The organism is Flavobacterium sp. Sd200 (genome assembly GCF_009826935.1).
Taxonomy (GTDB): domain Bacteria; phylum Bacteroidota; class Bacteroidia; order Flavobacteriales; family Flavobacteriaceae; genus Flavobacterium.
The window spans coordinates 464,699-482,712 of record NZ_WUMN01000001.1; the positions used below are offsets into that span (position 1 = coordinate 464,699).

The 18,014-nt window shown below is 39.3% G+C and carries 17 protein-coding genes; 15 read left to right on the plus strand and 2 right to left on the minus strand.

Annotated features, from left to right (window positions below; genetic code table 11):
* The 15 genes from GR160_RS02120 (at position 1) to GR160_RS02190 (ending at position 16,237) form a co-directional block, all read left to right on the plus strand.
* Entirely contained in the window at positions 1-258 is a 258-nt protein-coding gene (locus GR160_RS02120) for a phosphopantetheine-binding protein (RefSeq protein ID WP_160748179.1), read from the plus strand.
* Positions 258-1,454 (plus strand): beta-ketoacyl synthase, encoded by a 1,197-nt coding sequence (locus tag GR160_RS02125; RefSeq protein WP_160748180.1) that lies wholly within the window; start codon positions 258-260, stop codon positions 1,452-1,454. Before GR160_RS02120 ends, GR160_RS02125 begins: the two co-directional genes overlap by 1 nt.
* Complete coding sequence (locus GR160_RS02130) at positions 1,454-2,518, plus strand: beta-ketoacyl synthase N-terminal-like domain-containing protein (protein WP_160748181.1); 1,065 nt, start codon at positions 1,454-1,456, stop codon at positions 2,516-2,518. Before GR160_RS02125 ends, GR160_RS02130 begins: the two co-directional genes overlap by 1 nt.
* On the plus strand, positions 2,512-3,288 hold the full coding sequence (locus GR160_RS02135; RefSeq protein WP_160748182.1) for a polysaccharide deacetylase family protein: 777 nt from the start codon (positions 2,512-2,514) through the stop codon (positions 3,286-3,288). The genes GR160_RS02130 and GR160_RS02135 overlap by 7 nt, the downstream gene beginning before the upstream one ends.
* Positions 3,278-3,904: an outer membrane lipoprotein carrier protein LolA gene (locus tag GR160_RS02140; RefSeq protein WP_160748183.1), complete on the plus strand. Its 627-nt coding sequence runs from the start codon at positions 3,278-3,280 to the stop codon at positions 3,902-3,904. Before GR160_RS02135 ends, GR160_RS02140 begins: the two co-directional genes overlap by 11 nt.
* Before the next feature lie 7 nt (positions 3,905-3,911).
* The gene (locus GR160_RS02145; RefSeq protein WP_237421157.1) at positions 3,912-4,496 is read left to right on the plus strand and encodes a hypothetical protein; all 585 of its coding nucleotides are present in this window, start codon (positions 3,912-3,914) and stop codon (positions 4,494-4,496) included.
* Between the two features lie 18 nt (positions 4,497-4,514).
* The gene (locus tag GR160_RS02150; RefSeq protein ID WP_160748185.1) at positions 4,515-5,126 is read left to right on the plus strand and encodes an outer membrane beta-barrel protein; all 612 of its coding nucleotides are present in this window, start codon (positions 4,515-4,517) and stop codon (positions 5,124-5,126) included.
* 43 nt (positions 5,127-5,169) lie between these two features.
* Positions 5,170-5,814 carry a porin family protein gene (locus GR160_RS02155; protein WP_160748186.1) on the plus strand — a complete coding sequence of 215 codons (645 nt, stop codon included), beginning with the start codon at positions 5,170-5,172 and terminating at the stop codon, positions 5,812-5,814.
* 63 nt (positions 5,815-5,877) lie between these two features.
* Positions 5,878-6,249 (plus strand): 3-hydroxyacyl-ACP dehydratase, encoded by a 372-nt coding sequence (locus tag GR160_RS02160; RefSeq protein WP_160748187.1) that lies wholly within the window; start codon positions 5,878-5,880, stop codon positions 6,247-6,249.
* A 51-nt stretch (positions 6,250-6,300) separates the two neighbouring features.
* Positions 6,301-6,783: a hypothetical protein gene (locus tag GR160_RS02165; protein ID WP_160748188.1), complete on the plus strand. Its 483-nt coding sequence runs from the start codon at positions 6,301-6,303 to the stop codon at positions 6,781-6,783.
* Positions 6,784-6,881: 98 nt separating this feature from the next.
* Positions 6,882-8,066 (plus strand): DUF2062 domain-containing protein, encoded by a 1,185-nt coding sequence (locus GR160_RS02170; RefSeq protein ID WP_160748189.1) that lies wholly within the window; start codon positions 6,882-6,884, stop codon positions 8,064-8,066.
* Positions 8,059-11,757 carry an MMPL family transporter gene (locus tag GR160_RS02175; protein ID WP_160748190.1) on the plus strand — a complete coding sequence of 1,233 codons (3,699 nt, stop codon included), beginning with the start codon at positions 8,059-8,061 and terminating at the stop codon, positions 11,755-11,757. The genes GR160_RS02170 and GR160_RS02175 overlap by 8 nt, the downstream gene beginning before the upstream one ends.
* On the plus strand, positions 11,750-13,276 hold the full coding sequence (locus tag GR160_RS02180; protein WP_160748191.1) for an NAD(P)/FAD-dependent oxidoreductase: 1,527 nt from the start codon (positions 11,750-11,752) through the stop codon (positions 13,274-13,276). Before GR160_RS02175 ends, GR160_RS02180 begins: the two co-directional genes overlap by 8 nt.
* Before the next feature lies 1 nt (position 13,277).
* Entirely contained in the window at positions 13,278-14,942 is a 1,665-nt protein-coding gene (locus tag GR160_RS02185) for a C45 family peptidase (RefSeq protein ID WP_160748192.1), read from the plus strand.
* Positions 14,943-14,944: 2 nt separating this feature from the next.
* Entirely contained in the window at positions 14,945-16,237 is a 1,293-nt protein-coding gene (locus GR160_RS02190) for a phenylacetate--CoA ligase family protein (RefSeq protein ID WP_160748193.1), read from the plus strand.
* On the opposite strand, the gene GR160_RS02195 is transcribed toward GR160_RS02190, so the two are convergent.
* Together GR160_RS02195 and GR160_RS02200 are read right to left on the minus strand one after the other, a co-directional pair.
* A complete protein-coding gene (locus GR160_RS02195; RefSeq protein WP_160748194.1) occupies positions 16,234-17,517 on the minus strand; it encodes a deoxyribodipyrimidine photo-lyase in 1,284 nt (427 codons plus the stop codon). The genes GR160_RS02190 and GR160_RS02195 overlap by 4 nt on opposite strands.
* Entirely contained in the window at positions 17,514-17,987 is a 474-nt protein-coding gene (locus tag GR160_RS02200) for an SRPBCC family protein (protein ID WP_160748195.1), read from the minus strand. The genes GR160_RS02195 and GR160_RS02200 overlap by 4 nt, the downstream gene beginning before the upstream one ends.
* Between the last annotated feature and the right edge of the window lie 27 nt (positions 17,988-18,014).

The window sequence follows — 18,014 nt, forward strand, 5'->3', positions numbered from 1 at the left end:
ATGGAAGCATTAAAGCTTGAACTGAAAGAAAAGATTATCAATATCCTTAATTTGGAAGATGTAACTGTAGAAGACGTTAATGATAACGATCCGCTTTTTGGCGATGGCCTTGGGCTTGATTCTATAGATGCACTGGAGCTTATTGTAATGCTTGATAAAGATTATGGTATTAAACTAAGCGACCCTAAAGAGGGGAAGGCTATATTTGAGTCTATTAATACTATGGCTCAGTACATATCTGAAAAAAGGACTAAGTAATGAGCAGGGGAGTTGCCATAACCGGTATGGGCATTGTGTCTTCGATAGGATTAACTGTTGAAGAGAATTTTGATGCCCTTGTAAATGGCAAAACGGGCATTACTGCTATAGAAAATATAGATACTGTCCATAAAAATGATATTAAGGTAGGCGAGATAAAAAAGACCAATCAGCAGCTTGCCGAAATTTTGGGTCTGCCTGCCAATAATAACTATTCGCGTACTGCCATGTTGGGTGCCATTGCTGCTAAACAGGCCGTGGCAAATGCAGGTATAACAGATATTAACGAATATAATACAGGGCTTATATCGTCTACAAGTGTGGGGGGGATGGACATGACCGAACGTTTTTTTTACGATTATTTTGAAAGTGAAGAAAACAGGCGCTACATAGAATCTCACGATGCAGGCGACGTTACCCACAAAATAGCCAATGACCTTGGCCTTAAAGGTTTTGTAACGACCATAAGTACTGCATGCTCATCGGCGGCAAATGCCATTATGCTGGGTGCAAGGCTTATAAAATCAGGAAGGTTAGACAGGGTAGTAGTGGGCGGTACCGATGCGCTTTCTAAATTTACCATTAACGGTTTTAAAACCCTGATGATTTATTCTGATGGTTATAATACCCCGTTTGATAACGACAGGAAAGGGCTTAACCTTGGCGAGGCGGCTGCGTTTTTAGTATTGGAATCGGATGAGGTGGTGCAAAAAAGCAATAAAAAAGTACTGGCCTACCTTTCGGGCTATGGCAATGCCAACGATGCCTACCATCAAACGGCTTCATCTGAAAATGGCGACGGTGCATTCCTCTCTATGGAAAAAGCCTTTAAAGTTTCAGGTTTAACCCCACAGGATGTTGATTATATTAACGCTCACGGTACGGCAACCCCTAACAACGACTTATCTGAAGGGCGTGCTATTATAAGGGCTTTTGGTACAAATGTGCCCGATTTTAGCTCTACCAAGCCTTTTACGGGGCACACACTTGCTGCTGCAGCTGCCATAGAGGCCGTGTACAGCGTGCTGGCATTGCAGCATAATGTTGTGTACCCTAACCTGAATTTTAAAACCCAAATGGAAGAGTTTAACCTTACACCACAAACGGTTTTAAAGCAAAAAGAAATTAACCATGTGCTGTCTAACTCGTTTGGGTTTGGCGGCAACTGTTCAACCCTGCTGTTCTCTAAAAGCTAATGAAAAAGTGTTACATAAACGGTACCGGATGTGTTTCTGCCCAAAAAACCTTAGATGCGGCTTTTTTGGATGAGGTGGTTGTTAACGAAACTGATAACATTCTCCCGCTCTTTGCACCCGATTATAAAGAGTATTTAGCCCCGGCTGCCGGAAGGCGTATGGCTAAAGGGGTAAAGAATGGCATTGCAGCATCGGGCAGGGCAATAAAAGAAGCAGGTGTACTAAGTTTTGACGCTATTGTTACCGGCACCGGAATGGGATGTAATATAGACTCTGAGAAATTTTTACAGGCACTTTTAGACAACCAGGAGCAATTTTTAACCCCAACATCGTTTATACAGTCTACACACAATACTGTAGGGGCTCAGATAGCTTTAGGACTGCAATGCAAGGCATATAATTTTACGTATGTAAACGGGGCGGTATCTTTTGAGTCGGCACTTATAGATGCCCAGATGCAGATACAGGAAGAAAATGCACAGGCGGTTTTAGTGGGCGGTATAGAAGAAGCAGCCGAAAACACCATGCAATTTATGCAGATGTCGGGTGCTATAAAAGCTAATGATTCAGGGCCGTTTAGTGTTCTCAATCCTACTACAGGAGGTGCGGTTTTTTCGGAGGGGGCAGCATTTTTTGTGCTTGAAGACCAACAGAAAGAAACCACCTATGTCGAACTTAAAGATGTTTTTATTTACAATACACTACAGCAGGACGAAGTTCAGGTAAAACTTGAGGCTTTTTTAGGGCGTAATGGTCTGTCAGTTAATGATGTTGATGCCGTAGTTTTAGGCTATAACGGCGATACAGAATTTGACGGATATTACAACAATCTGGCGCAGGGAGTTTTTAAAGATACGCCACAGGTGTATTACAAGCATTTGAGCGGAGAGTTTTATGTGGCTACATCGTTTGGGCTTTGGGTAGCATCGCACTTAGTAAAGCTTCAGCAAATAAACCCTATTTTAAAAGTAAATACCATAGAGCGAAGTGAATATAAAAACATACTGCTTTACAACCAGTACAGGGGTAACGACCATAGTTTTACCTTAATTTCAAAATGCTGACCCACAGAATAAATACCATTTGTTTTTTTGCTACTGCCATACTTTTAGCAGTTTTAGCCTTTACAGATGTATTATCGTGGTGGTGGTTGCTGGCCACGCCTTTTATATGGCTGGGCATTGCCGTTGCAGGTTCGGGCTTAATACGCTCGGGCTATCATATAAAAGCACTTTACAGAAAAAAACACCCAACAGTTAAAGAAGTTGCCATAACTTTTGACGACGGCCCTACACCCGAAACCGAGAAAGTGTTGGAACTTTTGGCTAAGTACAATGCAAAGGCTACCTTTTTTTGTATAGGTACCCAAATTGAGCAATATCCTGAAATAGTAAATAAAACGGTAGCAGCAGGGCATACCATAGGTAATCATACGTACAGCCATTCTAAACAGCTGAGCATATTTCCTGTGGAAAAAACAGTTAACGAGCTGTTGGAAACCGATGCGCTTATTAATGAAAGTACGCAACGCAGGCCGTTGCTTTTCAGGCCGCCGTTTGGGGTTACAAGCCCTAATATCGCAAAGGCATTAAAACTCACAGGGCATTATGTAATAGGCTGGAACGTGCGCTCGTTAGATGCTGTTATAGACAGCGAGGTCAAAATATTTAACCGTATTAAAGGCAGGTTAGCACCCGGTTGTATTATCTTATTACACGATACATCGCAAAAAACTGTAAATGTTTTGGAACAATTATTGTTACTTTTGCAGCAGGAGGGCTACAAAGCCGTTACTGTAGACCGTTTGTTAGATATACCCGCTTATGAAAAATAGTATTATTTATATTTTCTTTTTACTCATTAGTCTTAAAGGTTTTACCCAAGAGCAAAAAATGACGGCTGCCGAAGCTACAGCGTTTAAAAATGCGGTTAACGCTACGGCTAAGAGTACCAAAACCCTTACTACTGATTTTGTTCAGTACAAGCACATGGACTTTTTGTCTAAGGATATTGAAACGTTAGGGAAGATGAGCTTTAAAGCACCTTCAATGCTTTTGTGGCAGTACACAAAGCCTTATCAATATAGCGTTGTTTTTAAAAATAATAAGATATCTATAAATGATGCAGGCAAAAAAAGCGCCATGGATATGGGTAACAGCAAGATGTTTAATAAACTGAACAAGCTTATTGTGGGCAGTGTTAACGGCGATATGTTTGATGAAAACGAGTTTGTAATGACCTTTTTTAAAACAAGCGAGTTTGTTATTACAAGGCTGGTTCCTAAAGATGCTGCGTTAAAAAAATATATTAAAGAGATGGAACTATATTTTGATAAAAAAAATATGGTATCTCAGGTTAAAATGACCGAGCCGTCTAACGATTATACTACAATTGTATTTAAAAATAAAGTTGTTAATGCGCCGATATCAGACTCTGTTTTTAATAATTAGTTGCTTTTTGCTGCTATCATCATGTGCTGTAAAAACTGTAGATGGTTTTGAGCAGACAGAGCCTATAACCGAAAGTTATAAAGCTCCCTACTTTTCTGATCCTGTAAAAGATTATGTTTACAAAGCACAAATTACGGTTTACGGACGTGATTTTGGAGGTATTTTTATTGCCAAAAGGGTGAGTGACAGTTTATACAGAGCCGCCTTTACTACAGAATTTGGCAACAAGCTGTTTGATTTTGAAATATCAGATAACAGTTTCAAAGTGAATTACATTCTCGAAGAATTGGATAGGGCTATAATTGTAAACACATTAAGGAAAGATTTTATGCTGTTGTTAAAGCAAAACCATGCAATTTCACAGCAATATGAAGATTCTGCAAGCAAAGTATATAAAAGTAAAGACGGTAAACGCTTCAATTATATGTTTATAAATAAGGCATCCGGGCAGTTGGACAAGCTTGTAAATACAACAAAATCTAAAGAAAAAACAATTATAACTTATACTCCGGAAAGTAATATATTAGCACAAAATATAGTTATAGACCATAAGAACATAAAACTCAAAATAGAGCTAAATATTTTAGAATAATCAATCACCATTACTTTTATGAAACAAACAGTACTATTTGCACTTTTTCTGTTTTCAGTACTTTCTGCCACGGCACAGGTAACCGTTAGGCCGGGCATTAGGGCTGGGGCAAACTTTTCATCAATTACTAACACCGATCTGGATGCCAAAACCGATTTTTATATAGGTGGTTTTGCTGCTGTAAAGCTTACAAGATTTTACACCATGCAGCCCGAAGTTACTTATTCGCGTCAGGGTGCGGAAGGTAGAATGAATTTTTATGATTACAACACAGGTTATGATGTAACCCGTAATGTAGATCTTGAACTTCAGTATGTTGCGCTTGCACTGATAAATAAGTTTACGCTTACAGATAATTTTAATGTACATGTGGGGCCAACATTTGATATTATTGCCAATAGCCCTGCTTACTTAGATGCCGATGTAGATGTGGGCATTACTGCCGGTCTTGGTTATACACTCCCTTTTGGACTTACTATAGAAGCCCGTGTAAAAAAAGGTTTTGTAGATGTGCTGGATGATTATTACTACAATTATGATTACGGCAATTATAATAACAGCAATCATACAAACCTCGTGTTCTCTGTAGGTCTGTCTTATAGCTTTAAGGTAACAGGAGCCAGTAAGTAATTTCTGCAGATAAAAATACAATGACTAATCACCACACATTAAAATGAAAAAAACGTTATTGCTAATTGCTTGTTTTACAGCAATAGCAGCGAAGGCGCAGGTAACAGTTAGACCTGGCGTGAGGGCAGGTTTAAACCTTTCTACCCTTACAGATACTGATCTTGACACAAGAGCCGATTTTTATGCAGGCGCTTTTGTTGCCATTAAGCTGGCTAAGTTTTATACTTTGCAACCGGAGATAAACTACAGCAGGCAGGGTGCCAAAGGAAAAGAATATTATTATACTAACGAATACGATCCTGTAGCTGCAACATACAGGGTAAATGCCGACTATGCAGTACAATATTTGTCGTTAGGGGTTATGAATAAATTCAATATTATCGATGGTTTTCATGGAACAGTTGGCCCTACGCTTGATTTTAGGGTAGGGGATAATTTTAGAAAATATACTTCTGAAAGGCCCTATGACGTGGATTTTGGTTTTAACCTTGGACTTGGCTATGAGCTGCCAATGGGTTTAACTATTGAGGCACGTTATAAGTTAGGATTTGTTGATATTTTTGGAGACAATATGGACGACGATGATGAGTATTATTATGAAGGTGATCGTCAGGAAAGAGCAAGGCTTAACAGTGTTTTTCAAATAGGTTTGTCTTATAACTTTAAGTTGACAGGCTCTACTAAATAAATTAGAAAATTCTACAGCGTTTCTGTTTAAAAACAGAAACGCTGTGTTTTATAATCATATACTATGCTACTAAAAGACTTTTATAAAATAGATGCACTTACCAATACGGATGGTGCAAAATATTTGGCCGAAATTACTATAAACAAAGACCATGATGTTTTTAAAGGGCATTTTCCGGGTAATCCGGTAACACCGGGTGTGTGTATGCTGCAAATTATAAAAGAAATTACACAACAGGTAATAAATAGTACATTGGTTATGACCAGTGCCTCGAACATAAAATTCATGGCACTTATAAATCCGGAAGTAAATCCGCATTTAAAACTTGAACTGGATATTGTTCAGACGGATGATGCAACAATTAAGGTAAAGAACACTACTTTATTTGAAGATACCGTAGCGTTAAAATTATCTTGTATTTACAGTAAAAATTAGATTGGCATAATTGTATATAGTAACTTTAGTTAAAAATTAAACTATACTGTTATGAAACTATTGGCGTTTTTTGTATCTGTAATTTTATTAACATCGGCAGATCTTACCACAGTGAGGCAAAAATATATTGGTGCAGCAGAATCTCCTAAAGATACTGAAGAGCTTTATGCGCTTTTAGAAAGCACTCCCGATGACAGTCCTAATACTACTTTAGTGGCTTATAAGGCTGCCGCCCTTACATTAAAAGCAAAACACGAAAAAGGACTGCTGAATAAAAAGAACCTGTTTACAAAAGGAGCAAAGTTGCTTGAGGCAGTTATTAAACGCGATGCCAGCAACTATGAAGCGCGACTTTTAAGGCTTAGTATTCAGGAAAATGCTCCAAAAATTACAGGCTATGACGATGAAATTGATAACGATAAGACCTTTATAATTAAAAATTTTAGTAACCAGAAAGCCGATTTAAAAGCGTTTACACAAGGCTTTGTGAAGAAATCAAAATCGTTTACAGCAGAAGAAAAGGCAGCCTTTTAAATTACGTATAAATAGGTATGATTTTAGTTAGATCAACTATTTTATCAGGAATTTAAAAAAAGTATCTTTGCACCCTATTTTAAACCTGCAATTTTATAATGGGCGAAGTTCCGCAATATTATAATACCATAAGCCATTTAAACTATTGCGTTATTATACCTACGTATAATAATAGCAAAACTCTGCAAAGGGTTATAGATGGGGTATTGCGCTACACCACTAAAATAATTGTAGTTAACGACGGAGCTACAGATTCTACATCCCAAATTCTCGAAAAATATTCAGATATATCAATAGTTGCTTTTGCCAAGAATAGAGGTAAAGGTGCTGCCCTGCGTGCAGGTTTTATTGCTGCAAAACAGGCTGGATATGAATATGCTATAACTATAGATTCTGACGGTCAGCATTTTCCTGACGATATGCCTGTTTTTTTACAGCAAATAGAACAAAACGGCGATGCACTGCTTATAGGCAGCCGAAACATGATGCAGGAGGGCGTGCCTAAAAAAAGCAGTTTTGGCAATAAGTTCTCTAATTTTTGGTTTTGGTTCGAAACAGGTATTAAACTTCAGGACACACAATCGGGTTATAGGTTGTATCCATTACATAAAATTCCCTCAAAATACTTTACAAACAAGTTTGAGTTTGAAATTGAGGTAATAGTACGTGCCGCCTGGAAAGGGCTGCCTGTAAAAAATGTACCCGTTAAAGTACTGTATGATCCTTCTGAAAGAGTGTCTCACTTTAGGCCATTTACCGATTTTTCACGTATTAGTGTGCTAAATACCATATTGGTAACAATTTCTCTTTTGTACATTAAACCGAGAGATATGGTGAGAAGCTTTAAAAAAAAAAGCCTTAAGCGTTTTTTTTTAGAAAATGTTCTTCACAGCGATGACAGCCCTTTAAAAAAGGCACTATCTATAGCACTTGGTGTATTTATAGGAATAGCTCCATTTTGGGGTTTTCAGACAATTTTAGTTTTTTTTCTCGCTTATGTTTTGAGGCTGAATAAACTTATAGCCTTCGCATTTTCTAACATCAGTATACCTCCGGCAATACCATTCATAATTTTAGCATCGGTAAAAATGGGTATGCTTTTAGTTCCCGGCAGCACTATAAAAAACGATAATGATACCGCTTTTGATACCATTAATCGTAATTTAGTTCAGTATCTTGTTGGCAGTGTTGTTCTTGCAACAGTTATGGCTTGTGTTATGGGAGTATCGGCTTATTTTATATTAATTGCAACAGGTAAAAATAAAGTACACGAAAATGCATAAGTTTTTTACAGCCATACATTTTTTTGTAAACCGAAACCGTATTTTGGCTATAGCCATAGCTTTGGTTTTATTGACTGTTTTTGGATTTTTTGCCTCTAAAATAAGCTTTGAGGAAGATATTACGCGATTAATTCCTAAAAATGAGCGATCGGACGAAGCAGCAAAAGTACTGGGACAGCTTAATTTTGCCGATAAGATAACCGTTATTATCAATGCAAAAAAAGGTGTAGCTCCCGAAGAACTTGCTGCTGTAGCCACTGCATTTACAGATAGCCTGCAAAACAGCTGTAAAGATTACATAAACAGCATTCAGGGTAGGGTAGACGATGAGGGCATACAGGAAACATTTGATTTTGTGTACAGCAATGCCCCTTTGTTTTTGGACGATGCTGATTATACTGAACTTGAAAAAAAATTAAACAACGACAGTATTGCTGCTGTAGTAAATAGCAATTATAAATCGCTCATATCTCCATCAGGGTTGGTTACCAAAGATTTTATATTGCAGGATCCTTTCGGTATCTCATTCATAGGGCTGAAAAAACTGCAGCAATTGGGCATGGGTGATGATTTTAGATTGCAGGACGGCTATGTTATTACAAAAGACAATCAAAAGCTTTTATTGTTTATTAACCCGAAACTGCCGGGCAATGAGACCGAAAAAAATACGCTGTTTGTAGATAAACTCGATGCTATAAAAGCTAACCTGAATACACAATTTAAGGATAAGGCAACTATAGAATATTTTGGTGCTACCAATATTGCTGTAGCCAATGCCAGGCAAATAAAAAGCGATGTGAAGATAACTACCACGGTAGCATTATCTATGCTAATGCTTATACTTATAGTATATTATCGCAAGGTTTTGGTACCGTTTATTATACTTATCCCTACTATTTTTGGGGTATTGTTTGCCGTTGGGTTACTCTATTTTTTAAGGGGTACTATATCAGCCATATCGTTGAGTATTGGATCGATATTATTGGGTGTAACTATAGATTATGCCCTGCACATACTAACGCACTACAAACATAACAGCGATATAAAGGTGTTATACAGGGATATTGCCAAGCCCGTAATTATGAGCAGCAGTACAACGGCACTGGCGTTTTTATGCCTGTTGTTTGTAAACTCGGGGGCATTGCAGGATTTGGGCATCTTTGCAGCTACGAGTGTAATGGTAAGCGCCATTTTTTCGTTGCTCATCATACCGCATTTGTACAAGCCATCGGCTAATAATGATGCTGAGAACCATAAACCTCACAAGGCAACAGTGCTCGATAAAATGGCGGGCTTTTCGTTTCACAGCAACAGGATACTGATTGTGCTCAGTGTGGTTGTTATAGCCATAAGCTTTTTTTATTTTAATGATGTGGTGTATGATAAAGATATATCGCAGCTTAACTACGTGCCGCAGGATATTAAAACCGCCGAAAAGCATCTTGAAAGTGCCACAAGCCTTACTTCAAAATCACTTTATGTTGCAGCTTACGGAACTTCAGTTGATGAAGTTTTGCAAAACAACAGCCGTTTAAGGCAACAGCTTATTGCAGATAGAGACAAAAACGAGCTGCTTAGCTTTAACTCTATTGGCAGTATTGTGCTTTCTAAGCAGGATCAACAGAAAAAAATAGACAGGTGGAACAGCTTTTGGACACCGCAACGAAATGCCGTATTGCAGGCCGGGCTTATTGCTGAAGGGGCTAAACTTGGCTTTAAACCCAGTACTTATCAAAGGTTTTTTGATGGCATGCTGAATAAAAAGTATGAGCCTATTGGGCTACAGGATTATCTTGGATTAAAGGCGTTACCATTAAATGAATTTATTGCCCAAAAAGACGGCTTTTATACGGTTGCCACGGTGGTTAAGGTGTCTAAAGAGCAACGCGATGCCGTTGCGGCCAAGTTAGAAAAAACACCTAAGCTTATGGTTATAGACCGCCAGCAAATGAACGAAACATTCCTTGGCGGACTAAAAGACGATTTCTCGGCACTCATAAACTATTCTGTTGTAGCAATGGTAGTAATATTGTTTATGTTCTTTAGGCGCGTAGAATTGGTGCTGATTAGCTGTATTCCAATATTTATAACCGGTGTGGTTACCACAGGCATTATGGGAATGTTCGACATAAGGCTTAACATTTTCAGTACTATAGTGTGTACGCTTGTATTTGGGCACGGAGTAGATTTCAGTATTTTTATGACCAGTGCGTTGCAAAAAGAATTTACCACAGGAAAGAACGAAATGGCTACTTACCGCACATCTATACTGCTTGCGGTATTGACTACGGTTTTGGGTATAGGGGCATTAGTGTTTGCGGGGCATCCTGCACTAAAATCGATATCGTCGGTATCGTTAATAGGCGTGTTTGCGGCACTCATCATTACGTTTATATTTTACCCAATACTGTTCAGGTTCTTTTTTACACAGAGGGTAAAAAGTGGCAGGGCACCGTTTGAGCTGCGCACACTTGTTCATTCTACTTTATGTTTTATATATTACGGCCTTGGCGGGTTTTTACTTTCCGTTACAAGTTTCGTATTGGTGGCAATTTTCCCTGCAAAGCGCAATTTTAAGGTTAAGGTGTTTAGGTACATACTGTCTAAATTCATGAAGTCGGTATTATACCTAAACCCATTTGTAAAGAAAACAGTGCTTAACCCGCACAAAGAGCAGTTTGAAAAACCGGCTGTTATTATTGCCAATCATACCTCTTTCTTAGATATTCTTGCCATTGGCATGCTGAGCCCTAAAATTATTTACCTGGTAAGCGACTGGGTGTATAACTCGCCTGTATTTGGCATAGGGGTGCGCCTTGCGGGCTTTTATCCGGTTTCAAAAGGACTGGAGGGCGGCGTGGAGCATCTGCGCAAAAAGGTTGAAGAAGGCTATTCACTTGCAATATTCCCTGAGGGGACACGCTCTAAAGACAACCACATTCAGCGTTTCCATAAAGGCACTTTTTATTTGGCTGAACAATTTAACCTCGATATTATTCCGGTTATCATCCACGGAAATTCTGAGGTGTTGCCTAAAGGCGATTTTATTATAAACGATGGCAGCATTACACTAAAAATTCTCGACAGGATAAAACCTGATGATGCGTCATATGGAATGAACTACAGCGAGCGCACCAAGAGAGTAGCAGCATATTTTAAAGAGGAATTTGCAAAAATGCGCACCGAAATTGAGGGAGCTGATTACTTTAAAGGTACCTTGCTGCGCAGTTTTGCCTATAAAGAAGAAGATATTTTGCAGGATGTTAAACAGCATATTAACAGTAACTTACCTGTTTATCATGATATAAATAACTACATTAGTGCAAAGGCTACTGTACTACACCTTGCCGACGACCATGGAGAAACAGCAACACTGTTAGCATTGCAGCAGCCGTTACGTAAGGTTTTCTGTTATATTGCAGACCCTGATAAAAGGGATGTTGCCAGGACCAACTATCTAAATAAAAAGCGCGCTATTAACTATATTGAACACCTTGACGATGCAAAAAATATAGATTATAGTGTTATTATTGCACACTCTAAAATGCAGGATACAGATAACAATATGCTGCAAAAGGCACAATACATAATTTTAATAAAGCAATTTGGCATACATAATGTTTATGGCTTTACAACATTGTTTGAAAGTGATACATTTACGGTGCTAATCAACGGAGAGGAAAGTGAATAAAAAGTATGATGTTGTAATTATTGGCAGCGGTTTGGGCGGACTGGTGTCTTCTATAATTTTAGCTAAAGAGGGCTACAGTGTTTGTGTGCTCGAAAAAAATAACCAGTTTGGGGGTAATCTTCAGACTTTTGTTAGAGAAAAAACCATTTTTGATACCGGCATACACTACATTGGCGGACTCGATGAAGGCCAGAACCTTTACAACTATTTTAAGTATATAGGCATAATGGACGACCTTAAGCTTAAAAAAATGGACGAAGATGCGTATGACATTATTTCGTTTGACGATGACGAACTGGAATATCCGCATGCGCAGGGCTATGAAAATTTTGTAAATCAATTGCTTAAGTTTTTCCCCGATGAGGAAGAAAGCCTTAAGGCATACTGCCAAAAGCTGATAGATACCTGCAATAATTTTCCGTTATATAATCTTAAGGCCGAGACTGAGGGCTATGATTCTGCTGTGCTGTCTGAAAATGCGAAAGAGTATATCGACTCCATTACCCAAAACCCTAAGTTAAGGGCAGTTCTTGCCGGTTCTAATTTTTTATATGCAGGAATAGAAGACAAATCGCCATTTTATGTACATGCGCTGTCGGTTAACTCATACATGCAAAGTGCCTGGCGTTGCATAAACGGCGGCAGCAATATAACCAAGCAGCTTATTAAGCAGCTTAAAAAATATGGTGGCGAAACCTATAAATACAAGGAAGTTACCAGTTTTACATCGGAAGATAACAGGATACTTTCGGCTAAAATAAAGAACGGCGAAGAGGTTTTTGGTGATATTTTTATATCGAATATTGAACCTAAGACTACTCTTAAAATGGTGGGCGAAGACAAATTCAGAAAGTCGTTTTACAATCGCGTTCAAAATTTAGAGAATGTAGGTTCGGCTTTTAGTTTATACATACTTTTTAAACCGCAGACTTTTAAGTACCTTAACCACAACTACTATCATTTTGTAAGTACAGACCGTGTTTGGAAAACTATGGATCATACTGCCGAGTCTTGGCCGGAGGGCTTTATGGCCTCTATGAACGTTACGGGCAAGCAGGACGAATGGGCTGAAAGCATGACCGCCATTACTTTTATGGACTTTAGCGAGGTAGAAAAGTGGGCACATACTCATAATACCACTGCAGAAGAATTTGACAGGGGAGAAGAATACGAGCAGTTTAAAAAAGAAAAAACAGAGCAGTTCCTTAAAAAAATCGAACTGAAATTCCCGGGTATTCGCGATAGTATAAAGTCGATATACACTTCTACGCCATTGTCTTACCGTGATTATATTGGCGGGCAAAATGGCAACCTGTACGGCTATGTAAAAGATTCCAACAGTCCTATGAAAACCTATCTTGCACCTAAAACAAAGCTTGATAATTTATATCTTACCGGGCAAAGCATCAACATGCACGGGGTGCTTGGGGTTACCATTGGAGCTGTGGTTACCTGTTCTGAAATATTGGGTAAAGAATATCTTATCAATAAAATAAATAGCGAGCTAAATTTAGGCTAAAATGAAAAGGTGGTTGTATATACTGTGCATGCTGTTACCGGCTTTACTGCTGGTTTCGTGCGGCACGTACAACTCAATACACCACAAGCCCGTTACGCAGGGCTATAACAACACTGCCCCGGTTGTAGTTAAAAAGGACAGCATAGCCACAACGGGCAATAATTTTTTGCTTCAAAACAAATACGGCCTCTGGGAAATGTATGCCGAAGGCGACCCTTTGCAGCTTGGGCTTGTGACGGGTGCTTTGTCTCAGCAGCTCGTTATTAAGCAGGAAAAACTTTTTTTAGATAAGGTAAAAGAGATTGTTCCGTCTAAGTTTAAGCAAAAATTACTGCGACAGTTTTTAAAATGGTACAACCGCAAGCTGTACCTGCACGTTACCGAAGAATACAAAACCACCATTTACGGCCTTTCGCAATACGTGTCTCATGATTATGATGATGTAGCACCGCCTTATTTGAGGAGCCTTTACCTGCATGCCGCACACGATATTGGCCACGCCCTTAACGACCTTGCTTTGGTGGGCTGTACCTCTTTTGCTGCATGGGACAAAAATACAGAAGATGGTTCACTACTCATTGCCCGCAACCTTGACTTTTATGCCGGGGATGAATTTGCACAAAATAAAATCGTGTCGTTTGTAAAGCCCGATGCTGGTTACCCATTCATGTCGGTTACCTGGGGCGGCATGATTGGGGCACTTTCGGGCATGAATACCAAAGGCATTACCGTAACGTTGAACTCAGGAAAGTCAGATATGCCGCTGATTGCAAAGACACCAATATCATTACTGGCGCGCGAAATATTGCAGTATGCTGCTAACATAGATGAGGCTGTTGCCATAGCAAAAAAGCGTGAGGTTTTTGTGTCGGAAAGTATAATGGTGGGCAGTGCCGCCGACCATAAAGCGGTTTTGATAGAGGTATCTCCAAATAAATTTGGGGTATATGATGCGCCCAATACTACGCAACTTATCTGTTCTAACCATTTCCAGAGTGACAGCTATAAAGACGATAACAACAATAATGATGCTATAGAAAATAGCCATTCGGCGTATCGTTATGAGCGCATGACCCAGCTCCTGGATGAAAACGGAAAAATGGACCCTGTAAAAGCCGCTGCCGTTATGCGTAATACTGAGGGTTTGAATAATAGGGCTTTAGGTTACGGCAACGAAAAAGCCATTAACCAATTGCTGGCACACCATTCGGTTATTTTTAAACCGGAGCAGGGGCTGGTTTGGGTGTCTGCCAATCCGTATCAGTTAGGGGCTTATGTAGCTTACGACCTTAATGCCATTTTTGGCGAAAGCCATAAAAACATATCTGCATCAGTAGCGGTAGATTCACTTTTGATACCCGAAGATCCGTTTGTATATTCGCAACAATATAAAGATTATGAGCAATACAGGGTAGAAGACAGGTTTGTTGATACTGCCATTAATAATGATACATCGTTGCCAACCGGGTTTATTGAAAAGTATCAAAAGCTTAACCCAAATTTTTGGTTGGTGTATTACAAAGCAGGGGTATATAATTACAACCGTGGCTATTATACAGCAGCCCGAATTGAATTTGAAAAAGCCCTGACCAGGGAAATTACCACATTGCCTGGTAAGCAGAAAACAGAAGAATACCTTAAAAAGATAAACAGGAAATTAAATTAAGTATGGATATCCCTTATATAGAAACAGCGTCGCAGCAGGAAATAAAAGCCTTTCAGGAGCAAAAACTGGCAGAGGCGTTGCAGTATGTTGCACAAAATTCTGCTTACTACAAAAGGCTGTTTACTAATCAGGGTATCGACATTACTGAAATAAAAACCATAGAAGACCTGCAAAAAATACCTGTTACCACAAAAGAGCAGCTTCAGGAGTTTAACGATGATTTTTTATGCGTACCTAAGTCGGTCATAGTAGATTATGCCACCACATCGGGTACATCGGGCAAGCCCGTAACCTTTGGCATTACTGATAAAGACCTTGACAGGCTGGCGTATAACGAGGCTATATCTTTTGCCTGTTCGGGCATTAAAGAGGGCGATGTTATACAGCTCATGACCACCATAGACAGGCGTTTTATGGCCGGTCTTGCTTATTTTTTAGGCATCCGTAAGTTAAAAGCGGGTATTATTAGGGTGGGGGCAGGCGTACCGGAACTGCAATGGGATTCTATTTTAAAATACAGGCCGTCTTATTTAATTACCGTACCTTCATTTTTACTGAAGCTTATTGAGTATGCTGAAAATCATGGTATAGATTATAACAACAGCGGTATAAAAGGGGCAGTATGTATAGGCGAACCACTACGCAACCAGGATTTTACTCCGAATATATTGTCTAAAAAAATCACGTCAAAATGGGATATTAAGCTGTTTTCTACCTATGCCTCTACAGAGATGAGCACCGCTTTTGCCGAATGCGAGCATTCGGTAGGTGGGCACCACCACCCGGAGCTTATTATTGCCGAGGTGCTTGATGAAAATGATGTTCCTGTAACCAACGGAAACAGTGGCGAACTGACCGTTACCACACTGGGCATTGAGGGGATGCCATTGGTGCGTTTTAAGACAGGTGATATTGTACAATTGCATAGTGAATCCTGCAAATGCGGACGAAACTCCATGCGCATAGGGCCGGTTATAGGCCGCAAACAGCAAATGATTAAATATAAAGGCACCACGCTTTACCCACCGGCAATGACAGACCTTTTGCAAACCTTTGGCGATATACAAAGCCACCTGATAGAAATTTCTACCAACAGCCTTGGTACCGACGAAATTTTAATTAAAGTGGCAGTCGCAAATCCTACTGATGATTTATTAACCGAAATTAAAGACCACTTTAGGGCAAAGCTTAGGGTAACGCCAAAAATTGTATTTGTAACCCTGCCGGAAATTAACGCCATTATGTTTAACCCTATGAGTCGTAAGCCCGTAAACTTTATAGATAATCGTGCTTAGGCTACAGCCTCTTTATATACTTTAAGTGCTCTTTCGCGTGCTTCTTTATGGTCTACTATTGGTCTATAATCCAGACTTTCAAATTCGGGCACCCATTTTTTGATGTACTTAAGGTCTTTATCAAATTTTTTAACCTGCTCGGTTGGATTAAACACCCTGAAATAAGGTGCGGCATCTACACCGCTTCCGGCAGCCCATTGCCAGTTGCCAATATTACTGGACTGTTCATAGTCAAACAGTTTTTGAGCGAAATAAGCTTCACCCCATCGCCAGTCTATGAGTAAATGTTTGCATAAAAAACTTGCCACCACCATGCGCACCCTGTTGTGCATGTAGCCAGTGGTATTAAGCTGGCGCATTCCTGCATCTACAATTGGGTAACCCGTTTTGCCCTCACACCATGCTTTAAAATCTTTTTCGCTGTCGCGCCACTTAATGTTGTCATATTTTGGCCTAAACGCTTTTGTAACTGTATACGGATAATGCCATAATATCTGCATAAAAAACTCCCGCCAAATGAGCTCATTTAAAAAAGTGCCGTTATTGCTTTGTTGGGCAACAGCAACAATATGCCTTATGCTTACAGCTCCAAACCGCAGGTAAGGGCTAAGCATAGATGTGCCGTCTATAGCAGGATAATTGCGCGTACCTTCATAATTATTTATCAATGGCTGTGAAATATCATAAGGCTCCACTTTTATGTCTGATGTTTTAAAACCAATATCCTTCAGACTTAAAAAAGGATAGTCGTGAGCTTCGATATTCTCAGCTTTTATATTGATCTCGTAGGGTTTAAGATGATGTGGTTTTTGTAGCTCTTTCCAGCGTTTGCTGTAAGGAGTATAAACAACATAAGGACTACCATCGCCTTTCGTAACTTCATCTTTTTCAAAAATTACCTGATCTTTAAAGGTTGCAAATTCGATGTCTTTACTTTTAAGAAGTTGTTTTATTTCGTAATCCCTTTTTTGCGCATAAGGCTCATAATCATGATTAGTGTACACGGCCTTAATATTGTTATCTGCAATAAGCTTTCTAAATACAGTGGCAGGATCATCAAAAAAAACGGCAAGGCTGCGTTTATGCTTTCTTAACTCAGTGTTTATATCTTCCACCAACTGCATTATAAAAGTAATTCTGTGGTCGTCTTTTGGCAGTTCGCTTAAAATAGTAGGGTCAAAAATAAATACAGGCAATACTTTTTCGCCTGTTGCAATGGCATTGTATAGCCCCGCATTGTCTTTAATGCGCAAATCACGTCTAAACCAAAATACTATCATTGGGCAGGCTCTTTAAATTCTCCAAATAATTCTGTCAGTTTTTGTTGGCGGAAAGCAAAGATGTCCTCCAGTTTTGATTTCACCAAAAAAGGGTGTACGAGCCTGCCTAAAAAACCGAACGGAAGTTTATAGTGCACAATGTCTTCCATTTCCACACCTCCCGGAATTTCTTTTAAAAAATGTTTGTGATGCCAAAAAGCATAAGGCCCAAAGCGTTGTTCGTCTACAAAAAAATGATTGTTGGCAACGTGCGTAATTTCAGTAACCCATTGCATTTTAATACCAAATAAAGGTGTAATGGTGTACACAATTACCTGCCCTGCAAACATTTTGCGGTCGTCTCCGCTAAGGGTTTTAAACCCCATAGATTTTGGCGTAATAGTGGCAAGGTTTTTGGGATTACCAATAAAATCCCAAGCTTCGTGTATAGAAACAGGCAGTTTTTGCAGCCTGTGGAGTGTATATATCATTGTGCCGGATAAAATAGCAGTGAATTT

Bases quoted from the DNA above. Each gene is read 5' to 3' on its own strand.
- GR160_RS02120 (WP_160748179.1), top strand. From the start codon at position 1: ATGGAAGCATTAAAGCTTGAACTGAAAGAAAAGATTATCAATATCCTT.
- GR160_RS02125 (WP_160748180.1), top strand. From the start codon at position 258: ATGAGCAGGGGAGTTGCCATAACCGGTATGGGCATTGTGTCTTCGATA.
- GR160_RS02130 (WP_160748181.1), top strand. From the start codon at position 1,454: ATGAAAAAGTGTTACATAAACGGTACCGGATGTGTTTCTGCCCAAAAA.
- GR160_RS02135 (WP_160748182.1), top strand. From the start codon at position 2,512: ATGCTGACCCACAGAATAAATACCATTTGTTTTTTTGCTACTGCCATA.
- GR160_RS02140 (WP_160748183.1), top strand. From the start codon at position 3,278: ATGAAAAATAGTATTATTTATATTTTCTTTTTACTCATTAGTCTTAAA.
- GR160_RS02150 (WP_160748185.1), top strand. From the start codon at position 4,515: ATGAAACAAACAGTACTATTTGCACTTTTTCTGTTTTCAGTACTTTCT.
- GR160_RS02155 (WP_160748186.1), top strand. From the start codon at position 5,170: ATGAAAAAAACGTTATTGCTAATTGCTTGTTTTACAGCAATAGCAGCG.
- GR160_RS02160 (WP_160748187.1), top strand. From the start codon at position 5,878: ATGCTACTAAAAGACTTTTATAAAATAGATGCACTTACCAATACGGAT.
- GR160_RS02165 (WP_160748188.1), top strand. From the start codon at position 6,301: ATGAAACTATTGGCGTTTTTTGTATCTGTAATTTTATTAACATCGGCA.
- GR160_RS02170 (WP_160748189.1), top strand. From the start codon at position 6,882: ATGGGCGAAGTTCCGCAATATTATAATACCATAAGCCATTTAAACTAT.
- GR160_RS02175 (WP_160748190.1), top strand. From the start codon at position 8,059: ATGCATAAGTTTTTTACAGCCATACATTTTTTTGTAAACCGAAACCGT.
- GR160_RS02185 (WP_160748192.1), top strand. From the start codon at position 13,278: ATGAAAAGGTGGTTGTATATACTGTGCATGCTGTTACCGGCTTTACTG.
- GR160_RS02190 (WP_160748193.1), top strand. From the start codon at position 14,945: ATGGATATCCCTTATATAGAAACAGCGTCGCAGCAGGAAATAAAAGCC.
- GR160_RS02195 (WP_160748194.1), bottom strand. From the start codon at position 17,517: ATGATAGTATTTTGGTTTAGACGTGATTTGCGCATTAAAGACAATGCG.
- GR160_RS02200 (WP_160748195.1), bottom strand. From the start codon at position 17,987: ATGATATATACACTCCACAGGCTGCAAAAACTGCCTGTTTCTATACAC.